This is a genomic window from Mycobacterium sp. GA-1285 (genome assembly GCF_001499905.1).
GTDB lineage: Bacteria > Actinomycetota > Actinomycetes > Mycobacteriales > Mycobacteriaceae > Mycobacterium.
In genome coordinates this window covers 122,606-144,565 of record NZ_LQIS01000007.1, presented here as the reverse complement: position 1 = coordinate 144,565, position 21,960 = coordinate 122,606, and the positions used below count along the sequence as shown (strand labels likewise).

14 protein-coding genes and 1 tRNA gene are annotated in these 21,960 nt (G+C 68.2%); 7 read left to right on the top strand and 8 right to left on the bottom strand.

Features of this window, described 5'->3' with window-relative positions; all coding sequences use genetic code 11:
• Positions 1 to 227: 227 nt before the first annotated feature.
• Positions 228 to 2,555, bottom strand: a complete 2,328-nt coding sequence (locus AU193_RS06250; protein ID WP_064421476.1) for a DEAD/DEAH box helicase — start codon at positions 2,553 to 2,555, stop codon at positions 228 to 230.
• Between the two features lie 277 nt (positions 2,556 to 2,832).
• On the opposite strand from AU193_RS06250, the gene AU193_RS06245 reads away from it, so the two are divergent.
• From AU193_RS06245 to topA, 3 genes are all read left to right on the top strand, one after another.
• Entirely contained in the window at positions 2,833 to 3,036 is a 204-nt protein-coding gene (locus AU193_RS06245) for a cold-shock protein (RefSeq protein ID WP_006243848.1), read from the top strand.
• Positions 3,037 to 3,166: 130 nt separating this feature from the next.
• Entirely contained in the window at positions 3,167 to 3,757 is a 591-nt protein-coding gene (locus AU193_RS06240) for a hypothetical protein (protein ID WP_064421475.1), read from the top strand.
• A 135-nt stretch (positions 3,758 to 3,892) separates the two neighbouring features.
• Complete coding sequence (gene topA, locus AU193_RS06235; RefSeq protein ID WP_064421474.1) at positions 3,893 to 6,706, top strand: type I DNA topoisomerase; 2,814 nt, start codon at positions 3,893 to 3,895, stop codon at positions 6,704 to 6,706.
• 27 nt (positions 6,707 to 6,733) lie between these two features.
• On the opposite strand, the gene AU193_RS06230 is transcribed toward topA, so the two are convergent.
• The gene (locus AU193_RS06230) at positions 6,734 to 8,347 is read right to left on the bottom strand and encodes an adenylate/guanylate cyclase domain-containing protein (protein ID WP_156425140.1); all 1,614 of its coding nucleotides are present in this window, start codon (positions 8,345 to 8,347) and stop codon (positions 6,734 to 6,736) included.
• Between the two features lie 88 nt (positions 8,348 to 8,435).
• On the opposite strand from AU193_RS06230, the gene AU193_RS06225 reads away from it, so the two are divergent.
• Both AU193_RS06225 and AU193_RS06220 read left to right on the top strand, forming a co-directional pair.
• The gene (locus AU193_RS06225; RefSeq protein ID WP_064421472.1) at positions 8,436 to 9,644 is read left to right on the top strand and encodes a DNA polymerase III subunit delta'; all 1,209 of its coding nucleotides are present in this window, start codon (positions 8,436 to 8,438) and stop codon (positions 9,642 to 9,644) included.
• Between the two features lie 84 nt (positions 9,645 to 9,728).
• Positions 9,729 to 9,804 (top strand) — tRNA-Thr (locus tag AU193_RS06220).
• An 11-nt stretch (positions 9,805 to 9,815) separates the two neighbouring features.
• On the opposite strand, the gene AU193_RS06215 is transcribed toward AU193_RS06220, so the two are convergent.
• From AU193_RS06215 to AU193_RS06190, 6 genes are all read right to left on the bottom strand, one after another.
• A complete protein-coding gene (locus AU193_RS06215) occupies positions 9,816 to 10,187 on the bottom strand; it encodes a carboxymuconolactone decarboxylase family protein (protein WP_064421471.1) in 372 nt (123 codons plus the stop codon).
• A gap of 25 nt (positions 10,188 to 10,212) precedes the next feature.
• Positions 10,213 to 12,003, bottom strand: coding sequence for a hypothetical protein (locus tag AU193_RS06210; protein WP_172798226.1), 1,791 nt, complete (start codon positions 12,001 to 12,003; stop codon positions 10,213 to 10,215).
• Entirely contained in the window at positions 11,987 to 12,964 is a 978-nt protein-coding gene (gene galE / locus AU193_RS06205) for a UDP-glucose 4-epimerase GalE (protein WP_064421501.1), read from the bottom strand. The genes AU193_RS06210 and galE overlap by 17 nt, the downstream gene beginning before the upstream one ends.
• Positions 12,965 to 13,028: 64 nt before the next feature.
• Entirely contained in the window at positions 13,029 to 14,306 is a 1,278-nt protein-coding gene (locus AU193_RS06200; RefSeq protein WP_064421470.1) for a lipopolysaccharide biosynthesis protein, read from the bottom strand.
• Complete coding sequence (locus AU193_RS06195) at positions 14,303 to 15,634, bottom strand: M1 family metallopeptidase (RefSeq protein ID WP_064421500.1); 1,332 nt, start codon at positions 15,632 to 15,634, stop codon at positions 14,303 to 14,305. Before AU193_RS06195 ends, AU193_RS06200 begins: the two co-directional genes overlap by 4 nt.
• Positions 15,631 to 19,536, bottom strand: coding sequence for a Pls/PosA family non-ribosomal peptide synthetase (locus tag AU193_RS06190; RefSeq protein ID WP_064421469.1), 3,906 nt, complete (start codon positions 19,534 to 19,536; stop codon positions 15,631 to 15,633). The genes AU193_RS06195 and AU193_RS06190 overlap by 4 nt, the downstream gene beginning before the upstream one ends.
• Positions 19,537 to 19,820: 284 nt before the next feature.
• On the opposite strand from AU193_RS06190, the gene AU193_RS06185 reads away from it, so the two are divergent.
• Both AU193_RS06185 and AU193_RS06175 read left to right on the top strand, forming a co-directional pair.
• Positions 19,821 to 20,828, top strand: a complete 1,008-nt coding sequence (locus AU193_RS06185; RefSeq protein WP_064421499.1) for a TerC family protein — start codon at positions 19,821 to 19,823, stop codon at positions 20,826 to 20,828.
• A 516-nt stretch (positions 20,829 to 21,344) separates the two neighbouring features.
• Positions 21,345 to 21,878 (top strand): hypothetical protein, encoded by a 534-nt coding sequence (locus AU193_RS06175; protein WP_064421467.1) that lies wholly within the window; start codon positions 21,345 to 21,347, stop codon positions 21,876 to 21,878.
• Positions 21,879 to 21,960 lie beyond the last annotated feature (82 nt).

The window sequence follows — 21,960 nt, the reverse complement described above, 5'->3', positions numbered from 1 at the left end:
CAAGCACCCTAAGAGCCAGACACCAGGTGATCAGGATCCAACCACCGCAACAAGCGGCCCCATCACCCTGACACTGAGAACACCCTACCGAGGCGCGTGACCGCGATCCCGGGTGCTCGCCGACGGTTGCCACAACATCACCGGAGGCGGTAGCTTTCGTCAGCACCGGGCGTTCGCCGGAGACCGACGGACGATCGTCGAGGGGTCGATCGTCACGGTCTGCCACCTCACGAAGAGCGTTCGGACATCTCGCGCAGCACCAACCGCAGCACCCGCACCGCACCCTCCTTGTCCAGCGGATCGTTCCCGTTGCCGCACTTGGGCGACTGCACACACGACGGGCAGCCCGCCGGGCACTCACACGCCTCGATCGCATCGGCCGTCGCGGCCCACCACGTGGTGAGCCGGTGAAAACCGCGGTCGGCGAACCCCGCACCGCCGGGGTAGCCGTCGTACACGAAGATCGTCGGCAGCCCCTGCACGGGCCCGACCGCCGTCGACACACCGCCGATGTCGCCACGATCGCAACTGGCGACCAACGGCAGCAGCCCGATCGCCGCGTGCTCTGCGGCATGAAGCGCGCCGGGCACACGGAGCGAATCGATGCCGTTGTGCTGTAACGCCTCTGGCGTGACCGTGCACATCACCGCCGTGGTCTCCAGCGTGCGGGTGGGCATCTCGAGTTCGACGAAGTCGATCACCTCGCCGGTCAGGTGTCGGCGCAGATAGCCGATCACCGTGTTGGTCACCGAGACCGGGACGAGCCCAACGGTGACCGGGCCGTACGTCTTTCGCTCGCCGTGCCCGGTGACCGCGATGTCGGTGACCTCGCGCGCGGACGTCGTGTAACCCGGATCGTCCGCGTGCACGAACGCCACGCCGTCTTCGAAATCGAGGGAATCCACGACATAGGTCTCGCCCTGGTGCAGATACACCGCTCCGGGATGGACACAGGCGGGTGCCTGGCCCGCACCGGTGCTGCCGAGCATGCGACCCGTGCCGGCCTCCAGGATCGCGATCTGACCGCCAGAGGACCCCCGAATGTCGACAGCCGGATGCGGATCCATGCCGGGTGTGGGGAAGTACCCGTTGGCCCGTCGCCGCAGCAGTCCGTCGTCGACGAGCGCCGCAGCCTCGCCCTCGGCGTTCCACATCCGCACCTCGGCATCAGTTAGCGGAAGCTCGGCGGCCGCACAAAGCAGTTGCGGCCCAAGGACATACGGGTTCGTCGGATCGATGACGACGCGTTCGATCGGCTTGTCCAGCAGCGCGGACGGATGGTGCACCAGGTAGGTGTCGAGCGGATCGTCGCGGGCGATCAACACGATCAACGCCCCCTGGCCTCGCCGCCCCGAGCGGCCCGCCTGTTGCCAGAAGGACGTCACGGTGCCCGGGAACCCGGCAAGGACAACGGCGTCCAGACCGGCGATGTCGACACCCAACTCCAACGCATTCGTCGTCGCCAGCCCCCGCAGCTCACCATCGGCCAGCGCACGTTCGAGCGCGCGGCGGTCCTCGGAGAGATAACCGGCGCGATACGAAGCCACCCGATCGGCCAGATCCGGCGCCTTGTCCTGCAATCGGGCCCGCGCGCCCAGCGCGGTCAGTTCGGCGCCGCGCCGCGACCGCACGAAGGCCAGCATCCGGGCACCCTCGGCGACGAGGTCGGCCATCACGCTGGCGGCCTCGGCTCCCGCCGAACGCCTTACCGGGGCCCCGTTTTCACCCACCAGGTCGTCGAGCAGCGGAGGCTCCCACAGCGCGACGGTGCGCGCGCCCTGAGGTGAGCCGTCCTCGGTGACCTCGGTGACCGTCTGTCCGATCAACTCGGAGGCGGTCTGCGCCGGCGAGGCCGTCGTGGCGCTGGCGAAGATCACGGTGGGCACGCCCCCGCCGGGCGAGTATCGGGCGCACAACCGCAGCAACCGGCGCAGCACCATCGCCACGTTCGACCCGAAAATGCCTCGGTAGTAATGGCATTCGTCGACGACGAGGTAGCGCAGGTTGCGCAGGAACACGGCCCAGCGGGCGTGGTTGCGAAGCAATGACAGATGGATCATGTCGGGGTTGGAGAAAATCCACCGCGACCGCTCCCGCGCGAACCGTCGCACGTCGCTGGGACTGTCGCCGTCGTAGGCGCAGGGCGCGACGTCGGACAATCCCACCGCTTCGGTGAGCGCCACCGCGGCGCGGAGTTGGTCATGGCCGAGCGCTTTGGTCGGCGACAGGTACAGCGCCCGAGCCCGCGAGTTTTCTTTCAGGGCTGTCAATATCGGCAACTGGTAGGCAAGGGACTTGCCCGACGCCGTGCCGGTGCACAGCACGACGTGGCGTCCACCGTGAGCGAGGTCCGCGGCGGCGAGCTGATGAGACCACGGGGCCTCGATGCCCCGATCAACGAACGCCCGCACCACATCTGGGTCGGCCCAGCACGGCCACCGCATCGCCTGCCCCCGGCGCGGCGGAATGTCCGCGACGTGGCGCAGCGGATTCGGGCCTGCGCCGACCGTGCCTTCGACCGCGCACGCGAGCAGCTCGCGGCCGAAATCAGCCATCGATGATCCTTCCCGAGACACCTCTTCAAGCAAATTGTTCCCCATTTGAAACGCCGAGACTGTCGCCGCAGCCGCGAACGTGATTGACTTATCGCGGTCGCAGCTTCTGTGTTCGTGTGTCAGCACTCGCAGGATCGACGTTGCGATCGCGGTTCCTGCGAGGGTTGTAGGTCGGGTTGAGTTCCGAGCTTCCACGAAGGAGAGCGGTCGGAACGGGCCCGGTGTACCGAAACACGGTGGACCGCACCCGGTGAAAAAGAGAAGGAAACAACAGGAAATGCCACAGGGAACTGTGAAGTGGTTCAACGCGGAGAAGGGCTTCGGCTTCATCGCCCCGGAGGACGGCTCCGCTGACGTTTTTGTCCACTACACGGAGATCCAGGGCAGCGGCTTCCGCACCCTGGAGGAGAACCAGAAGGTCGAGTTCGAGGTTGGCCAGAGCCCCAAGGGGCCGCAGGCCACCGGTGTTCGGGCCGTCTAGCGCGACCAACACGATCGAAAGGCAACACCCCGCGAGCGTCGAAAACCGGCCGCCGCGGGGTGTTCGCTATTCCGGCGCGCCACGGCACGGCCGCGTCGGCTGAGGCCGGTACCTGGCTTACTGTCGATTTGTGAGCCAGCTGTCGTTCTTCTCGGCGGAGTCGGTGCCCCCAGCGGTAGCCGACCTCACCGGGCTGCTCGCCGGACCTGGCCAGGTCGTTCTAGTGGGTTCGGGCGCCGAGCAGGGTGCGCGGCTGTCGGTCGTCGTCGACCGGCTGTGGCGTGCCGAGGGGCTCGCCGAGATGATCGTCGAGGCCGGTCTGGATCCCGAGATCGCCCGCACCGACGAGAACACCCCGCTGGTGCGCACCGCGGTCGACGCCCGACTGGTCGAGATCGCGGCGGGTTGGACCCGGGGCGCCGTCAAGACCGTCCCGCCGAACTGGCTGCCCGGGCCGCGCGAGCTTCGGGCCTGGACGCTGGCGGCGGGCACACCCGAAGCGGACCGGTATCTGCTCGGGCTGGACCCGCACGCGCCGGACACGCATTCGCCGCTCGCGTCGGCGATGATGCGGGTCGGAATCGCGCCGACGTTGATCGGTACCCGCGGGTCGCGTCCGGCCCTGCGGATCAGCGGTCGGCGGCGGCTGTCGCGCCTGGTAGAGAACGTGGGGGAACCTCCGGGCAGTGTGGAGGCGTTCGAAGAATGGCCGCGGGTCTGACGGCCGTTCAAAGGGGGGTCAGTTTGCGTCGGTCCGCGCGGGGTGCGAAATTGTCTGTTGCCGACAGGGCCGATGCGCCGCCGCGTGCGGATTTGTGCGCTGTGGGCGACCGAAGAAGTGGAGCGTAAGTAAAAGGTGGCAGATGGGGACCGCGGAAGCGGCCGTAACGGAAGCGTCCGGCGGCTCGTCATAGTCGAGTCGCCTACCAAGGCGCGCAAGATAGCGGGCTACCTCGGCTCCGACTACATCGTCGAGTCGTCCCGGGGGCACATCCGCGACCTGCCCCGTAACGCCGCCGACGTGCCCGCGAAGTACAAATCCGAGCCGTGGGCCCGCCTCGGGGTGGACGTCGACCACAACTTCGAGCCGCTCTACATCATCAGCCCCGAGAAGAAGAGCACGGTCGCCGAACTGAAGGACCTGCTCAAGAACGTCGACGAGCTGTATCTGGCCACGGACGGCGACCGCGAGGGCGAGGCCATCGCCTGGCACCTGCTCGAGACGCTCAAGCCGCGCATCCCCGTCAAGCGGATGGTGTTCCACGAGATCACCGAGCCCGCCATCCGGGCGGCCGCCGAGGATCCCCGCGACCTGGACAACGACCTGGTCGACGCGCAGGAGACGCGCCGCATCCTGGACCGGCTGTACGGCTATGAGGTCAGCCCGGTGCTGTGGAAGAAGGTCGCGCCGAAGTTGTCGGCCGGGCGGGTGCAGTCGGTCGCGACGCGCATCATCGTGCAGCGCGAACGCGAACGGATGGCGTTTCGCAGCGCGGGGTATTGGGACGTCACCGCCGAACTCGACGCCAGTGTCTCCGATCCGCAGGCCTCGCCCCCGACCTTCACCGCCAAGCTGAACACGGTCGACGGGCGCCGCGTGGCCACCGGCCGGGATTTCGACTCGCTGGGCCAGGTCAAAAAGCCCGACGATGTGCTGGTTCTCGACGAGGCCGCCGCGACGGCGCTGGCGGGCGGTCTGCGGGGGGCACAGTTGGCGGTCAGCTCCGTCGAGCAGAAGCCCTACACCCGCAGGCCCTATGCGCCGTTCATGACGTCGACGCTGCAGCAGGAGGCGGGCCGCAAGCTGCGGTTCTCCTCGGAGCGCACGATGAGCATCGCGCAGCGGCTCTACGAGAACGGCTACATCACCTATATGCGCACCGACTCGACGACATTGTCGGCGAGCGCTGTGGAAGCCGCCCGTAACCAGGCCCGTCAGCTCTACGGCGAGGAGTATCTGCATCCGTCGCCGCGGCAGTACACGCGCAAGGTGAAGAACGCCCAGGAGGCGCATGAGGCCATCCGGCCCGCCGGTGACGTGTTCTCCACGCCGGGCCAGCTGCACGGCCAGCTCGACACCGACGAGTTTCGGCTCTACGAACTGATCTGGCAGCGCACCGTGGCCTCACAGATGGCCGACGCCCGCGGCACGACGCTGAGCCTGCGGATCTCCGGGCAGGCCCGAGGCGGCGAGCAGGTCGTGTTCAACGCCAGCGGCCGCACCATCACGTTCGCGGGCTTCCTGAAGGCCTACGTCGAGAGCATCGATGAGCAGGCCGGCGGCGAGGCCGACGACGCCGAGAGCCGGCTGCCGAACCTGCAGCAGGGCCAGCGCGTCGACGCCAGGGAACTGACCGCCGACGGGCACAACACCTCGCCGCCGGCCCGCTACACCGAGGCCTCGCTGATCAAGGCGCTCGAGGACCTCGGCATCGGGCGTCCGTCGACGTACTCGTCGATCATCAAGACCATCCAGGACCGCGGCTACGTCGTGAAGCGGGGCAGCGCGTTGGTGCCGTCGTGGGTGGCGTTCGCCGTCATCGGGCTGCTCGAGCAACACTTCAGTCGCCTCGTCGACTACGGGTTCACCGCGGCGATGGAAGACGAACTCGACGAGATCGCCGCGGGCAACGAGCGACGGACCAACTGGCTCAACAACTTCTACTTCGGCGGCGATCACGGAGTCGAAGACTCGATCGCCCGGTCGGGTGGGCTCAAGAAGCTCGTCGGTGTCAACCTCGAAGAGATCGACGCCCGACAGATCAACTCCATCAAGCTCTTCGACGACGCTCAGGGTCGTCCGATCTACGTGCGGGTGGGCAAGAACGGTGCCTACCTGGAACGGACGGTCACTGGGGACGACGGTGAGCCGACTCCGCAGCGGGCCAACCTCAAAGACGAGCTCACCCCCGACGAGCTGACCCTGGAGCTCGCCGAAAAGCTGTTCGCCACACCGCAAGAGGGCCGGTCGCTGGGCATCGACCCGGCGACCGGGCACGAGATCGTCGCCAAGGACGGTCGGTACGGCCCGTACGTCACCGAGGTGCTGCCCGAACCGCCCGACGACGGCGAGGCCGGATCGACGGCGAAGAAGGGCAAGAAGCCGACCGGCCCGAAGCCGCGCACCGGTTCGCTGCTGCGGTCGATGGATCTGGAGACTGTGACGTTGGAGGATGCGCTGCGGCTGTTGTCGCTGCCGCGCGTCGTCGGCGTCGACCCGAACACCGGTGAGGAGATCACCGCGCAGAACGGCCGCTACGGCCCATATCTGAAGCGCGGCAATGATTCTCGGTCGTTGGCCACCGAAGAGCAGATATTCGACATCACGCTCGAAGAGGCACTGAAGATCTACGCCGAGCCCAAGCGCCGCGGCGGTCAGCGGGCCGCGGCCCCGCCCTTGCGCGAGTTGGGCGAGGACCCGGCGACCGGCAAGCCGATGGTGATCAAGGACGGCCGGTTCGGGCCGTATGTCACTGACGGGGAGACCAACGCCAGCCTGCGCAAAGGCGACGACGTCCTGTCCATCACCGACGAACGCGCCGCCGAACTGCTCGCCGACCGCCGTGCGCGCGGTCCGGTGAAGCGGACGAAGAAGGCGGGGGCGAAGAAGGCGGGGGCGAAGAAGGCCGTGAAGAAGACCGCCGCGAAGAAGGCCGCCAAGAAGAGCTAGGGCCCGAACCCGAACCTGTGTTCGGGATCAGCGCGATTCTTCGGATACAACCTCACGTTCGGCGTCGTGTGCGATGTCGGCCCTATCCGTCGAAACCAGGTTCAACGGCCTTGCCAGCTGCGTCGGAGCGACGCGGCCACGGAGTTCGACGATCTCGCCGACGTCCCAGCACAGCGCTTCGGCGTCGAGGGCCCCGCTGACCGCGATCGCCGACGCCAGGACGTGGCCCTCCTCCAGCTTGGCCAGCTCGGTCAGTCGCGCGGCTTCGTTGACCGGATCACCGATGACGGTGTACTCGAAGCGGGCCTGGGCGCCGATGTGGCCGGCGATCGCCCGACCCGCCGACACCCCGATGCCGAACTCCGACTGGCCCAGCACCTCGATCAGCTCGTCATGCAGTTCGCGTGAGGCCGCGAGCGCCGCGCCGCACGCGTCGGGATGCTCGATCGGTGCACCGAAGATCGCCAGCGCCGCATCGCCCTGGAACTTGTTGACGAAGCCGCCGTGCCGGTTGACCGTGTCGACCACGACGCGGAAGAAGTCGTTGAGCAGGTTGACGACCTCGGCGGCCGGGATCGTCGCGGCCAGCTGTGTCGAGCCCACCAGGTCGACGAACAGCACGGCGACGTCGCGTTCCTGGCCGCCGAGTTCGGTTCCGCGCTCCAGTGCGCGCCGGGCCACGTCCTCGCCGACGTAACGGCCGAACAGGTCGCGCAACCGCTGGCGTTCGGCGAGGTCGCGCACCATGTCGTTGAAGCCGGCCTGCAGCAGGCCCAGCTCGCTGGCGTCGTAGATCTGCATGTGGGCGTTGTAGTTGCCCCGCTGAACCTCGCCGAGCGCCCAGCGCAACTGGCGCAGCGGGTCGGCGATCGACATCGCCACCAGCACGGTGCCCGCCAGCCCGACCACCAGTGCGGAGATCGACAGGATCAGGATAGGGGTGGTCAGCCGGTCGGCCGGCGCGGTGAGAATCTCGAACTTGCTGGCCACCACGGCCAGCACGATCGCGACGATCGGAACCGCGGTGGACAACACCCACGTCATCACCTGGCGCGCGATCACGCCCGGCGCGCGGAAGTTCTCCGGTACACCGCCACGCAGGGCGGCCACCGCGACGGGCCGCAGGACCCGCTCGGACTGCAGGTAGCCGATGATCGCGGTCGCGGTGGCGCCCAGCGCGGTGGCGACGGCGACCACCGGCGCCGACTTGCTGGCCACCGGCCAGCTCGCGACGATGAACACCACGGAGCCGAGGAGCCAGTTGACGACGTTGATCACCGAGCGGTAGAACGGCATCTTCAGCGCGCGGGTGCGCGCCACCTCGGTATCGGCCGGGTCGCGGTCGCCGAGCAGCATGTCGCGGCGCTGCCAGCGCATGACCGGGATCAGCAGCCGCAGGCTCCAGTACGCCGCGACGGTGAAGGACACGAACAGGAAGGCCAGGAAGACCGCCAGGTTGAAGGCGGGCAGGTCCTGCAGCTGGATGCGGTCCTCCGGCGGCAGGCCGAATCGCAGAAAGCTCAGGACCAGCAGGGCGCCGATGATGTCGGCCTGCACCATGCCCAGCGTGAACACCGGCCACGGGGTGCGCGCAGCCCACCGGACGAATGCGCTGATTCGCCCGATCGGTCGCTCTTCCATGGCCACGCGTCAACCGTATCGGGCATCGGGGACGGGTACGGGTGCAGTGAGACGGACGTGTCGGTTCGCAGCGTTACTGTTATCTGCGATGGGCGGTGTTTTCTCGCGTCTGGTGGGTCAGCACGCTGTTGAGGCCGAGTTGGTGGCCGCGGCACGCGCTGCACGTGGTGAGGCGGCTCACAGTGGCGCGACGGTCGGGACCATGACACACGCGTGGCTGATCACGGGTCCTCCCGGATCGGGTCGTTCGGTGGCGGCGTTGTGCTTCGCGGCGGCGCTGCAGTGCACCTCCGACGGCGTGCCCGGCTGCGGGGAATGTCGCGCCTGCACGACGACGATGGCCGGCACCCATGCGGACGTGCGGCGCATCATCCCGGAGGGCCTGTCGATCGGTGTCGACGAGATGCGCACGATCGTGCAGATCGCGTCGCGGCGGCCAAGTACCGGGCGTTGGCAGGTGGTGGTGGTCGAGGACGCCGACCGGCTGACCGAGGGGGCGGCGAACGCACTGCTCAAGGTGGTCGAGGAGCCGCCGCCGTCGACGGTGTTCCTGTTGTGCGCGCCGTCGGTGGATCCGGAGGACATCGCGATCACGCTGCGGTCGCGTTGCAGGCATGTGGCGCTGGTGACGCCGACCGTGGATGCCATCGCCGGTGTGCTGATGGACAGCGACGGGCTTTCGGAGGCCGACGCCCGCTGGGCGGCTTCGGTCAGCGGCGGCCACGTGGGCAGGGCCCGGCGCCTGGCCACCGATGAGTCGGCCCGGGAACGCCGAAAGCGGGCATTGGGTCTGGCGCGCGACGCGGCGACACCGGCGCGTGCCTACGCCGCGGCGGAGGAGCTGGTGAAGACGGCCGAGGACGAGGCTTTGGCGCTGACGCTGGACCGCAACGAGGCCGAGACCGAGGAACTGCGCACCGCACTCGGCGCCGGTGGCACCGGGAAGGGCACGGCCGGTTCGCTGCGCGGCGCGGCGGGCGCGCTGAGTGCCCTTGAGCGACGGCAGAAGTCACGCAGGACACGCGCCTCGCGGGATTCTCTCGATCGTGCATTGATCGATCTGGCGACATATTTCCGCGACGCGCTCCTGGTGGCCTCGGACGCCGGCGACCTACAGCACAACCACCCCGACATGGAAGAGGAGGTCGCCAGATTGGCCGCGCACGCGTCGCCGGACAAGCTGCTGCGATGTATCGAGGCGGTGCTGGAGTGTCGTGAGGCACTGGCCGTCAACGTCAAGCCGAAGTTCGCGGTCGACGCGCTGGTGGCGACGGTCGGGCGGGAGCTGCGCGACTGAGTTGGGTCGGCGCCGCGCCCTGCCGTAGACTCGTCCCGCCTGTCGCTGTCGTCTGCTCTTCGCGCAAGCGCTCATCGCGGGCACGCCACCTTAGCTCAGTCGGCAGAGCGGCTCACTCGTAATGAGCAGGTCAGGAGTTCGATTCTCCTAGGTGGCTCCATGGCGGGTTGCTCACGTCGGTTGCAGCACCTCCTGGGCGACTTTCATCGCCGCGTTGGCGGCGGGGAAACCGGTGTAGCCGGTGCAGTGGTAGATGACCTCGGCGATCTCGTCCTCGGTGAGCCCGTTGTTGCGCGCGATCTGGATGTGGATGGCCAACTCGTCCTCGGCGCGCAGCGCGATCAGGATGCCGAGCGTGACGAGGCTGCGGTCGCGACGGCTCAAACCCTCACGGGTCCAGAGCCGTCCGAACACGTTGTCCATGGCGAGGCCGAGCATCTCGCCGCCGAAGACGTCGGTGGGCAGTTCGACGTCCCCGTCGGGAAGGACGCCGGGAAGCAGTTCACGGAAAACCTCGAGGCCCTGTCTACGGATGTCGGTCATCTCAACAGCCTGGCACAGCCGACGGCTATCTCGGCGCCACGAATCCCACGGGCCCGGAAGCGATGCACACCGACAACGCGGCCGTATTCGCGCGGACGTCGATCGCGCTGCCCGCACCGGACAGCCGGACGAACACCTGGTTCAAACCCGGTCGCACCGGCACCTTGACCGGCTGACCTTCCGACAGCGACATCGTCATCGAGCCGTCGCTGTTGGCCAGGTAGTTGATCTCAGCGGTCCAGTCCGCGGGCAACAGCGGACCGTCCAACGGCATGCGGACCGGAACGTCCGGCTGAACCAGGTATCCACAGTCCGGGTGCGGTCCCGGCGCGATGGCACGTACCCACGTGACCTTCGCATCGACCACGCGACCCGTGTGATCGAGCATCCTCAGTTCGGTTGTCGCCAAACCGAATTCGGGACGCTCGCGCACGAGCGCGAACATATGGCTGGCCCGGTTCTCGGGCCCGACCACCCGTTGCAGGACCATCGGGTCGACCTCCTGGTCGAGCATCGTCGCATCCGACATCTTGCTGGCATCGGCCAAGCCCGACAACGCATTCCGCAGATAGGCCTGTGCCGGGTTGTCGCGCCACGCCGTCACAAATGTCGCCGTCGAGTACAAGCTGCTCGTCACGAAGGCGGCGGAAAACGCACAGATCACCGCAGTGCGTGGCCGAGAGGCGTCCAGCCACTGCGTCCCCTCCCTGTTCGGGGCGCACAATCCGACCGCCGCCAGTAGCGCGAGCACGACGACGAGATCGGGCAGGTAACGCAGCGTCTGCGCCAGTTCCAGGGCGGTGAACTGTGATGACCGCATGAGGTAGATCGGGATCTGGCAGGCGATCGCATAGCCCGCCGCCACCAGCCACACCGCGGCGATTCGCCGCTTGCGCAGCACCGTCGTCGCCACCACCGCGGCCAGGGCAACCCAGCCCAGCACCATCACCGTCGCAGGCGGCGTGGCCCACGGCGACGCCGGCGCCCACCGTTGCCAGTCCCACGGCCCGCCGACCAATCCCGGCACGATCCCGTGCGTCACCGACCTCGCGAGCAGGTCCCACGTCATCGCCAGGTCGAGGCTCCACCGCTTCTGGTCGACCACGATCAGGTACACCGCGACCCACCCGACCGTGATCGCCAGCGATGGCAGCCACAGGCGGACTCCCTTGCGCCACACCGCTTTCACCGATTCGGTACCGGTCACGTAGGACAGCAGGGCGGTCACCGCGAACGCCACGAGCGGGATCACCGCCGCCTTCTCGAAGAACAGCAGACCACCAACGTAGACCGTCAGCGCCGTCACCGCGTAGCGCTGTTGACCGGTGCGCACCAGAAGGATTGCGTCGCCGCAGACCCATGCCATCGCCGCCAGCATCGGCAGCGAGTTCAGCGCCGCCGCCCACCAGGCGAACCCCGGTACGGCCAGCGGTGTGAACAACGCGAATGTCAACGGCAGCAACAGGACCGGTCGCCACCCGAGGATGATGTGCAGCGTCCGCAGCAGGGCCAGCGACACCAGCAACTGCAGAACGAGCAGGCTGACCGCCGGGCCGATCCAGTTCAGCGGCGCCAGCAGCGTGATGGCCCCGGCGACGAGAAATGCCGCGGGCATGAGATGACCGTCGTGGTCATCGAACAGGTATGCCGGCGAGAACAGTGGTTGGGTACCCGCGCGGCCGATCAGAATCAGGTCGTCCCAGTAGAAGTAACCGCCGAACGCCAGCCCCGCCCGGATCGCCAACTGCACGACGATCAGGACGACGGCAGTGCGCGCGACCCAGTTGCCCGGCGCGAAGTTACCGCGGATAGGCATCCCCTGCTTGCCGGCGCGCGATCCACGCTGAGCGCACCATCTCCTGTAGCGAATGCCGCATCCGCCAGTCGAGGTCCCGCGCGGCCAAGTCACCCGACGCGACGATGCGGGCGGGGTCACCGGGGCGGCGCGGACCGACGACCGGCTCGAAATCGAAACCGGTCACATCGCGGATCGTCGTCATGATCTCTCGCACGGAGGTGCCGCTACCGCTGCCGAGGTTGTAAACCGGCTCGATCGGTTCACCGGCTTGCAGCCGCCGGGCGGCGGCGACATGCGCCAGCGCGAGGTCCGACACGTGGACGTAGTCCCGCACGCAGGTGCCGTCGGGAGTGGGGTAGTCGGCGCCGTTGATCCGCGGCGTCTCGTCGCGACACAGCATGTCGAACACCAGCGGGAAAAGGTTGTGCGGGCTGACGTCGAACAGCTCCGCCGAACCCGATCCCACGACATTGAAGTAGCGCAGGCTGGTGTGCCGCAAACCGGACGCTCGTGCGGCATCGCGAATCATCCACTCGCCCAACAATTTACTGACACCGTACGGCGACTCCGGCGAAGTCGGTGTCTGCTCGGTGACGGTGTCGACGTCCGGGGTGCCGTATGTGGCGGCGCTGGAGGAGAACACCATCATGTCGGTGCCTGCGGCCTCCATCGCCTTGAGCAGCGTGACCATCGCCGAGACGTTCTGCTCGTAGGTGTGCAGCGGGCGTTGCACCGAGACGCCCGCGTATTTGAAACCCGCGATGTGGATGACGCCGCCGACGCGATGCTCGTCGAGCGTGCGGACGACGAGGTCACCGTCGAGCAGGGTGCCGCGCACCAACGGAACCGTCGGCGGGACGAACCGCTCGAGGCCGGTCGAGAGGTCGTCGATCACCACCACCGGCATGTCGGCGTCCGACAGCGCGCGGACCACGTGGGAACCGATGTAACCCGCGCCGCCGGTCACCAGCCAAGTCATTGGATCTTCCTCACCGTAGAACGGGGCCAGCATACGGATCGGCGACCTCGGCTCCGAACCGGTGTCATGCCGCACGCTTGCGTGACAGCGCGAGCAGGTGCACGGCGATACCCACCACCGGACCACACAACAGCGCGACCACCGTGCGCGTCTCCAGGGCGAGCGGTAGTAGCAGCATCAACGTGGACGCGACGGTCGCCGACACCCAGCCCAGCGAATACGCGCGGTGTAGCGCCGCCGCGACGGCAGCGGCGCCGGTGAGCGTGAGGAGCGACACGGCGATCGCCCCGCCCGTCAACCAGGCCAGCAGCGCACCGTCGGCGCGGTATTCGGCACCGAATGCGCTGCGCAGCAGCCACGGTCCGGCCGTCCCCGCCACGAGCACGCCGAGCAGGCCCACACCGGTGACGATCACCGCGGGGGCCACGAGAGCGCGCAACCGGTGCGTGCGCTGGTCGACGAAGTGGGCCACGAGGTTGCCCTGCATCGCCGTGAGCGGAACCAGTAATGGCGCCCGCGTCAGCGTGACGGCCAGGATGACGATGCCACCGACTGCGCCGAGGTCGTCGGAGGTGGCCTGTAACAGCACGGGAAACCCCATCACCAGGATCGCGCTTGCGCCGGCCGCGGTGATCGAATGCGCGGCGCCCCGCAGGAAGTCCGCGCTGCTGACGGGGGTCGACAGACCTGCGGCGCGCCGGGTGGCGGGCGAGGCGATCAGCATGATCAGCCACGCCACGGAACCGGCCACGGTGGCCCACAGATAGCCGGCCAGACCCCAGCCGAGCAGAAATGTCGCGACGGCCACGACCAGCCGCAGGCCCGCGTCGGTCACCATCTGCGAGCCGTATGCCGTCCACCGGTCCAGCCCGGCCAGGATTCCGAGCAGGGTTGAGTGCAAACAGAATCCACCGAGTCCGACGGCCAGCAGCGTCACCGAAAGCCATCGCAACTCGACGAACACCTGCGCAGACCACAGCGGTGAACTGAGCGCGATCGCAGCGGCCGACACCACGCCCACGAGGGCGGCCACCCACATCGGCCGGCTACGCGGGCCCGCTGTCACCTCCACCTCCGCGGCGGATCGCACCTCCCTGGTGGCCTCCTGCAACAGGCCGCCCGTCGCCCCCGACACCAAGCCGAACGCGCCCCAGAACACCGCGAACACCGAGAACCCGGCGGGCTCGAGGTCGCGGGCGGCCAGGTAGAGGACCGCGTAGCCGCACAGCGCGATCGCGGCGGTCGCCGCACCGACCCGGCCGACGCTGCTGCGCGCGGCGGGACCGGCGGGTGATGCGCCGTTCGCGGTGACCGGATCGAAGGGCGCGCCCGCGTCGGTCACGGTGTGTCCAGCTCTGGTAACTGCGGCGAGTACAGCCAGGCGTCCCACAACGGGCGCAGCGACTCGTCGGCGTAATGCGATGCCAGGCCGGTGAAATCGTCGGTCACCACCGTGCTGTGCCGGTAACGCGTGGTCCAGTCCCGCAGTAGCGCGAAGAAGTCGTCATCGCCCAGGTGTCCCCGCAGCACGTGCAACGTCAGCGCCCCGCGCTTGTACACCCGGTCGTCGAACATGGCACGCGGCCCGGGGTCGGCCAGCACGAGGTCCCGCGGCGAGTCGGCGAGCCGCCGGTAGTAGTGCCGCGCCCACTCCTCGGCGCTGCGGCCGCCCGAGTTCTCCGACCACAACCATTCGGCATAACAAGCGAATCCCTCGTGCAGCCAGATGTGCCGCCACCGCCTGGCGGTCACCGAGTTGCCGAACCACTGGTGTGCGAGTTCATGCGCGATCAGCCGCTCGGAGCCGCCCGTGCCGTCGCAGTGGTTCGCACCGAAGATCGAAATCCCCTGTGCCTCGAGCGGAATCTCGAGGTCGTCGTCGGTGACCACGACGGTGTACCCCTCGCTGAGCGGATAGTCGCCGAACAACCTGACGAACAGGTTCATCATGTGCGGCTGACGGGCGAAGTCACGTTCGAAGTTCTCGCGCAACCGGTCCGGAAGCGCCGCGTGAATCGGTATGCTGTTCTTGGCCAGCCGATGACGTTCGTACATTCCGATCTGCACTGTGATCAGATACGTCGAGGTGGGCTCGGGCAACTCGTATGTCCATGCCGTCATCCCGGCCCTTGCCCGCCGAGACACCAACTCGCCGTTCGCGATCACCCGATACGGGCTCTCGGTGGCGATCTGCATACGGAAGCTCGCCTTCGCGCTCGGGTGATCGTCGCAGGGAAACCAGGACTGCGCCCCGTTGGGCTGGCCCGCCACCAGCGCGCCGTCGCTGAGCTCTTCGAAACCCACGTCACCCCAAAGTGAGCGGATGGGCTTGGGGGCGCCGCCGTAGCGCACGACGATCGTCATCGCCGCCCCGGGGGCCAGCGCATCCCGCAACGCGATGTGCAGCTTGCCCGCGCTGGTACGGAACTGTTGCGGCCGTGCGCCGTTGACGGTGACCTTCGTCACCGACAGCGTGTCGGCGAGGTCGAGGGTGAAGGTGCGCAGCGACGCGAGGGTCACGGCGGTGATCGTCGCCGTGCCGGTGAGGCGATTGATCGCGACCTTGTACTCGAGGTCGAGTTCGTAGCGCGACACCCGATAACCGAAGTTGCCGCTCGAGGGCAGGTAGGGGTCGATGACCGGTGTCGACTTCTTCTTGCTTCTCGTCACGCGGCGGTTTCTCTGGTCGAAGGTGCCGGGGTGCCGGCGCGCTTCTTGCGCGACGCATGCCACGGTGCGATGGGGTTGCCCTGCCATCGGGTCGAGGCGGGTACCGCGTCGCCGCGCATCACCAGCGAAGCCGGGCCCACGGTCGCTCCCGCGCCGATGCGTGCCGCGGGCAGCACCACACCGTGTGCGCCCAGCGTCGAACCCCGCTCCAGCACAACGGTGTCCATCCGCATGATCCTGTCGTGGAACAGATGCGTCTGCACCACGCAGCCACGGTTGACGGCGGCAGCCTCCTCCAGTGTGACCAGGTCGGCCTCGGGCAACCAGTACGTCTCGCACCAGACGCCGCGTCCGATCGCTGCGCCCAGGGCCCGCAACCACAGGTTCATCACCGGCGTGCCGCTGGCCGCCCGGGCGAACCATGGGGCGGCGACGGTCTCGACGAAGGTGTCGTAGACCTCGTTCCGCCAGACGAACGGGGACCAGAGCGGGTGTTCGCCGGGCTCGACGCGGCCTACCACAAGCCATTTCGCGATCACGGCGGCTGCTCCGGCAACCCCGCCGGCAACCAACAGCACCGCGCCCACGCTCAGCGCGGCCCAGCCCCAACCGGCTCCCACTGCCAACCACTGCAAGGTCAGCAGCACCGCCACACCGATGCCGTACGTCACGATCAGCGGTACGATCCGGCACGTCTCGACCAGGCCGCGCAGCAGCTTCAGCCGCGCAGACGGGTGGAAGGTGCGCAGCGCGTCCGCCGCGGTCGGCTTGCGGCGCAACCGAACCGGTGGGCTGCCCAGCCAGGACGAACCGGCCTTGGCCTTGTGCGGGGCCGCCGACAGCACCGCCACCAGCCCATCGTCGGGAACCTTGCGGCCCGGTTGGGCGATGCCCGAGTTACCGAGAAACGCCCGCTTACCGATCGTCGCCTTCGCCACATGGATCCAGCCGCCGCCCAACTCGTAGGACGCCACCATGGTGTCGTCGGCGAGGAAGGCGCCGTCCTCGACGACCGTGAACTTCGGTGTGAACAGAGCCGTCGAAATCTCGGTTCCGCGACCGACTTCGGCGCCGAGGGCTCGCAGCCACCACGGTGTGAGCAGGCTCGCGTAGATCGGGAACAGATAGGTGCGCGCGGCGTCCATCAGCCGTTCGGTGGCCCAGATCTGCCATCCGGTACGGCTGCGCACCGGGTGATATCCCTCGCGCACCCCCAACGAGAGCAGTCGCACCCCGGCCACCGTCAGCGCCGCGTACGTGAGCGCAGCGGCCAATGTCGCTGCCGGAATCCACAGTGCCGCGGGCACGATCGCGTCCGCCACCGTATTCGTCTGGCGCACAGCGCATCCGATCACGGCCAGCCCGGCGGCGATCGCGAGCAACGGCAGTCCGGCCAGAACGATCGAGGTGGCGCCGTAAACCGTCACCCAGAGCGGGGCCCGCGGCGGGCGGTGTTCGGGCCAGGGGTGACGGGCCTTACCGGACTTCACCGCGGGTGAACCCTTCCAGTATTGACCGTTCTTCACCTTGCCGATGACACCGGAACCGGGGGCCACATCGGCGTTCTTGCCGACGACGGCGCCGGGCAACAGCGTCGTGCGCGCGCCTATCGTCGCGTCGTTCCCGACGGTGATCGGCCCGACGTGGAAGCGGTCGCCGTCGACCCAGTGGCCGGACAGGTCGACCTCCGGTTCGACGGAACTCCGGTGTCCCAGCTTGAGCATGCCGGTCACCGGCGGGGTCGAATGCAGGTCCACGCCCTTGCCGACCTTGTTGCCCAGAGCGCGTGCGTAGTACACCAACCACGGTGCGCCCGCGAGGTTTTCGGCGCCGCTGGCCTGGGCGAGCCGTTCGGCGAGCCACACCCTCATGTGCTCAGGACCGCCTCGCCGGTAGGTGCCCGGCGCCAACCCGCCGAGGAGAAGCCGGGCGCACAGCGCCGCGATGCCCATGCGGCCCAGCGGGGTGACGAACAGGACGAAGCCCAGGCCGACCCACCACCAGTTCAGCGGCGTGGTCCACGGGACGAACCCGGCCAGGACGTTGTTGGCCAACGCCAACCACATCACCCACTGCAATCCGGTCAGCGTGGCCAGCGGCAGCGACAACGCCACCTGTGCGGCCTGCGTCAGACGCGGCGTCGGCGTCACCGTACGCGGACGCACCTGCGGCGGCGGATCGAGATCGTCGAGGAATCCCGCGAGCGACCCCAGCCGTGGGTGGTCATACACGTCGGCGACCGTCACCTGCGGGTGGCGGCTCCGCAGGGCGCCGACCAGTTGCGCCGCCGACAGCGAGCCGCCGCCGAGCGCGAAGAAGTCGGCCTCGGGACCGACCACCGGCGCGGCCAGCACATCGCGCCACAGACCGGCGAGCCAGCCCATCGTCCCCGTCAACCCGGCGCCGTCGTCGTCGCCGACGTCGACCGGCCACGGCAGCGCATCGCGGTCCACCTTGCCGGAGGTGCGGGTCGGCAGTTCGTCGACCAGCACCAGCCGGGGCACCAGAGGCGCGGGCAACGTCTCGGCCAGCGACCCGCGCGCCTTGGCCAGATCGAACAACTCCTCAGCGCTGACGAGGTAGCCGACCAACAGCGGCGTGCCGCCGGCCGTGCGCCGAACCGCGGCCGCCCCGCCGCTCACCCCCGGAAGGTTGACGAGTGCGGTGTCGACTTCGCCGAGTTCGATGCGACGCCCCCCGACCTTGACCTGGTCGTCGGCGCGGCCCACGAAGTAGAGGCCGTCGGACTCCAACCGCACGAGGTCCCCGCTGCGGTAGGCGCGCTTCCAGCCGAGCGTCGGCATCGCCGCGAACTTCGCGGCGTCCTTGTCGGGGTCGAGGTAGCGGGCCAACCCCACGCCGCCGATGACCAGCTCGCCCACCGCGCCGTACGGCACCGGCTCACCGTGCGGGTCGACCACGGCCAGGTCCCAACCGGCCAGCGGCAACCCGATCGTCACGGGCTCACCTGCGCACAATCGGGCGGCGCAGGCCACCACCGTCGCCTCCGTCGGACCGTAGGTGTTCCACACTTCCCGGCCGTCGACGGCGAGCCGGTCGGCCAGTTCCGGCGGGCAGGCTTCGCCACCGAAGATCAGCAGCCGCACCGCCTCGAGCGCCTCGGCGGGCCACAGCGCGGCCAGCGTCGGCACGGTCGACACCACCGTGATGTCGCGGGCCACGAGCCACGGCCCCAGGTCCATCCCGCTGCGCACCATCGAGCGCGGCGCGGGAACCAGGCACGCGCCGTGGCGCCAAGCCAGCCACATCTCCTCGCAGGACGCGTCGAACGCCACCGACAACCCGGCCAGCACCCGGTCGCCGGGCCCGATCGGATTGTCCTGCAGGAACAACCGTGCCTCCGCGTCGACGAACGCGGCGGCGCTGCGGTGGGTGACCGCGACGCCCTTCGGTGTGCCCGTGGACCCGGACGTGAAAATGATCCACGCATCGTCGCGGCCCAGAGGGGCGGCCGCCCGCCAGCCTCTTGATGACCCGGGCCCACGCGACAGTCCCGCTTCGGTGATGATCGCCACCACGTTGGCCTCGGCGAGGACCAGCTCGGCCCGCTCCTCGGGATCGTCGGCGTCGACGGGAACATACGCGGCGCCGGTCGCCAGCACGGCGAGGATCGCTACATAGAGCGCGTAACTGCCCGACGGCATCCGGATCCCGATCCGGTCGCCGCGGCCGATGCCCCGAACGGCCAGCCACTGGACGCTGTCCTCGATGTCGGTGATCAGTTCGGCGTACGTGAGCTGGACGTCGCCGTCATCGATCGCCGGCGCCTCCGGGTAGCGTTCGGCTGTCTTGTAGAGGATGTCGATGAGCGTGCGGGGCTCCGGCGCCAACGGGGACAACAGATATTGAGGTGGGATCTCCTGCCGCAACTCCCCAGTCACGGCTACAAAGCTACTCAGCCGAACGCCGGTGTCGCCCGACCCGCACACGGCGTCGCGGTCACGATTGTGAGACCGGCCGCCGAACATCGAAAACGGGCGGCGGGACGTTTGATTTCCCCCGCTACCGGTCATCCGCACCTACCTGGCAGAATCGCCCGCGGAGGGGAGTATTCCTTCGCCGCGGTGTCGTCATCACGTCGGCCGTCGTCGGACGACCGGTGCTGCGGGCCGACACGACTGTGGCGGTGGAAGAGACCTCCGGCGCTTGGACGACCGGAGGATCAGTGAACGTTTCCCACACCGAGTGGATCATCACGCTGAGCGTGACGATCGCGATCCTGCTGTTCGACGTCGTGGTGATCGGCCGGCGGCCGCACGAACCGTCGCGCCGAGAGACCGGCACGGCCTTGACGATCTATGTCACCCTGGCGATCGCGTTCGGGATCTGGACCTGGTTCTTCCACGGCAGCCAGTACGGTGTCGAGTTCTTCGCCGGCTGGCTGACCGAGTACAGCTTGTCGGTGGACAACCTGTTCGTCTTCCTCATCATCATGGCCAGCTTCAACGTGCCCAGGAAGTATCAGCAGCAGGCACTTCTCGTCGGCATCATCCTGGCGCTGATCTTCCGGGGCATCTTCATCGCGCTGGGCGCGGTGGCCATCAACCAGTTCTCATGGGTCTTCTACATCTTCGCCGCGTTCCTGATCTACACCGCGATCAACCTCGCGCGCGACACCGATCACGAGGATGACGGCGACAACATCGTGGTCAGATTCGCCCGCAATCACCTGAGCATGACCGACAAATGGGACGGCCTGAAGCTGTGGGTCAAGGACAACGGAAAGCGGCTGATGACGCCGATGTTCCTCGTCATCGTCGCGCTCGGCACCACGGACCTGATCTTCGCGCTGGATTCGATCCCCGCCATCTACGGCCTCACCCAGGAGCCGTACCTGGTCTTCACCGCCAATGTGTTCGCGTTGATGGGCTTGCGTCAGCTCTACTTCCTGCTGGGCGATCTGCTCAAACGGCTGGTGTACCTGTCGCAGGGCCTGGCGTTGATCCTCGGCTTCATCGGCGTGAAGCTGTTGCTGCACGCGTTGCACGAGAACGAGGTGCCGTTCATCAACGGCGGCGAGCATGTCCCGGTGCCGGAGATCCCGACCCTGCTGTCGCTGGGCGTGATCGTCGTGACGCTGCTCATCACCACCGCGGCCAGCCTGTACAAGACACGGGTTCACGATGTGAAGAAAGCGGCCAACGACACGACGAATTCGTTGGATTCGCGCTGAGCGCCTCGTAGACAGCCGGGCGTCCCGCTTGGTGCGTACATGTCCTCGAGGTCGAATCTCGATGTGCTGCTTGCCATTCGCCGCGAACTTCGGCCGATGGTCGGCAACGGCGGCGGAGGGGTCGAGCAGGCCCCGGTCGGCATGGCCGCCCCACTGTCCGTGAACGGTCTCCTTCGTCGGCTCAGCATGCCGCTGCCCAGCGGATTTATGGAGAAAACCGCCCTGATACGAGCGCTTGTCCCAGTACCTTGATCGACAGAAAATTGTCGATATCAGGAGGTATGCGATGCGCAGGTTCGCGACGGCGGTCGCCGTAGGCGCGCTGATAGTGGGTCCGCTTGTGACGGCACAGTCCGCCAGTGCCGCCCAGGTAGCTCCCGACACCATCACCCCGGTCCCGACGGTGCCCGTGGAACCGAGGGTCCAGGCGTTCGACTGCCAGGGCACTACGGGCGCCATGGGCTGCGGTCCCGGCTGGTTCTGGCGCGACGGCTGGCGGGGGTGGGGGTGCTACCCATGCTGACGTCGACGGCGGCCCGAGCCTCGTGTGCGGTTGCAGCGTCGGCATTCGCGCTGGCGCTCGGAATGGGTTCGGCCGCAGCGCAATCCACCGACTACAGCACGTTGCCGGTCGACCCGAACACGATCACCGACTCGTTGGCCTACACGGCGGCGCCGCTGGCCGTCAATCCCGACGGGCAGCCCGGCGTGAGGGCCGAGTACACCCACCGTGAAGGCGGCACACGACAGATCACCACCACCATCCTGGTGCTTGCCGACCCGGCGGCCGCCGCGGCGGCGCTCAACGGCGCGGCCGCCGACGTCGCGAACCAGCAGTCACAACCGGTCGATGTGGGCACCGGCGGCACGATGGTCACCGGTACGTCCCCCGATGGCACCGAGTCCGTGGCCGTGTTGACCTTCACCGAGGGCAATACCGCGGCGACGATCGAATTCGAGGGCCCCGCAAACGATCCGGCACCGGCCGACCTGGTGACCGAGCTGGGTCAAAAGCAGGCCGACGCCATCAAGAACTGGCAGGGCGCCTGACGTGCAGAAGTTCACTGCGGTTCCTTCGTGCGTGAATCTGACGACGTTTCGCGCCGAAAAGCGTCGCCGTATGCACAAGCGA

What these genes read in the sequence shown, in the direction of transcription:
- AU193_RS06250 (WP_064421476.1), bottom strand. Translation starts at nt 2,555, where the DNA reads ATGGCTGATTTCGGCCGCGAGCTGCTCGCGTGCGCGGTCGAAGGCACG.
- AU193_RS06245 (WP_006243848.1), top strand. Translation starts at nt 2,833, where the DNA reads ATGCCACAGGGAACTGTGAAGTGGTTCAACGCGGAGAAGGGCTTCGGC.
- AU193_RS06230 (WP_156425140.1), bottom strand. Translation starts at nt 8,347, where the DNA reads ATGGAAGAGCGACCGATCGGGCGAATCAGCGCATTCGTCCGGTGGGCT.
- AU193_RS06225 (WP_064421472.1), top strand. Translation starts at nt 8,436, where the DNA reads ATGGGCGGTGTTTTCTCGCGTCTGGTGGGTCAGCACGCTGTTGAGGCC.
- AU193_RS06215 (WP_064421471.1), bottom strand. Translation starts at nt 10,187, where the DNA reads ATGACCGACATCCGTAGACAGGGCCTCGAGGTTTTCCGTGAACTGCTT.
- AU193_RS06210 (WP_172798226.1), bottom strand. Translation starts at nt 12,003, where the DNA reads ATGCCTATCCGCGGTAACTTCGCGCCGGGCAACTGGGTCGCGCGCACT.
- galE (WP_064421501.1), bottom strand. Translation starts at nt 12,964, where the DNA reads ATGACTTGGCTGGTGACCGGCGGCGCGGGTTACATCGGTTCCCACGTG.
- AU193_RS06175 (WP_064421467.1), top strand. Translation starts at nt 21,345, where the DNA reads ATGCTGACGTCGACGGCGGCCCGAGCCTCGTGTGCGGTTGCAGCGTCG.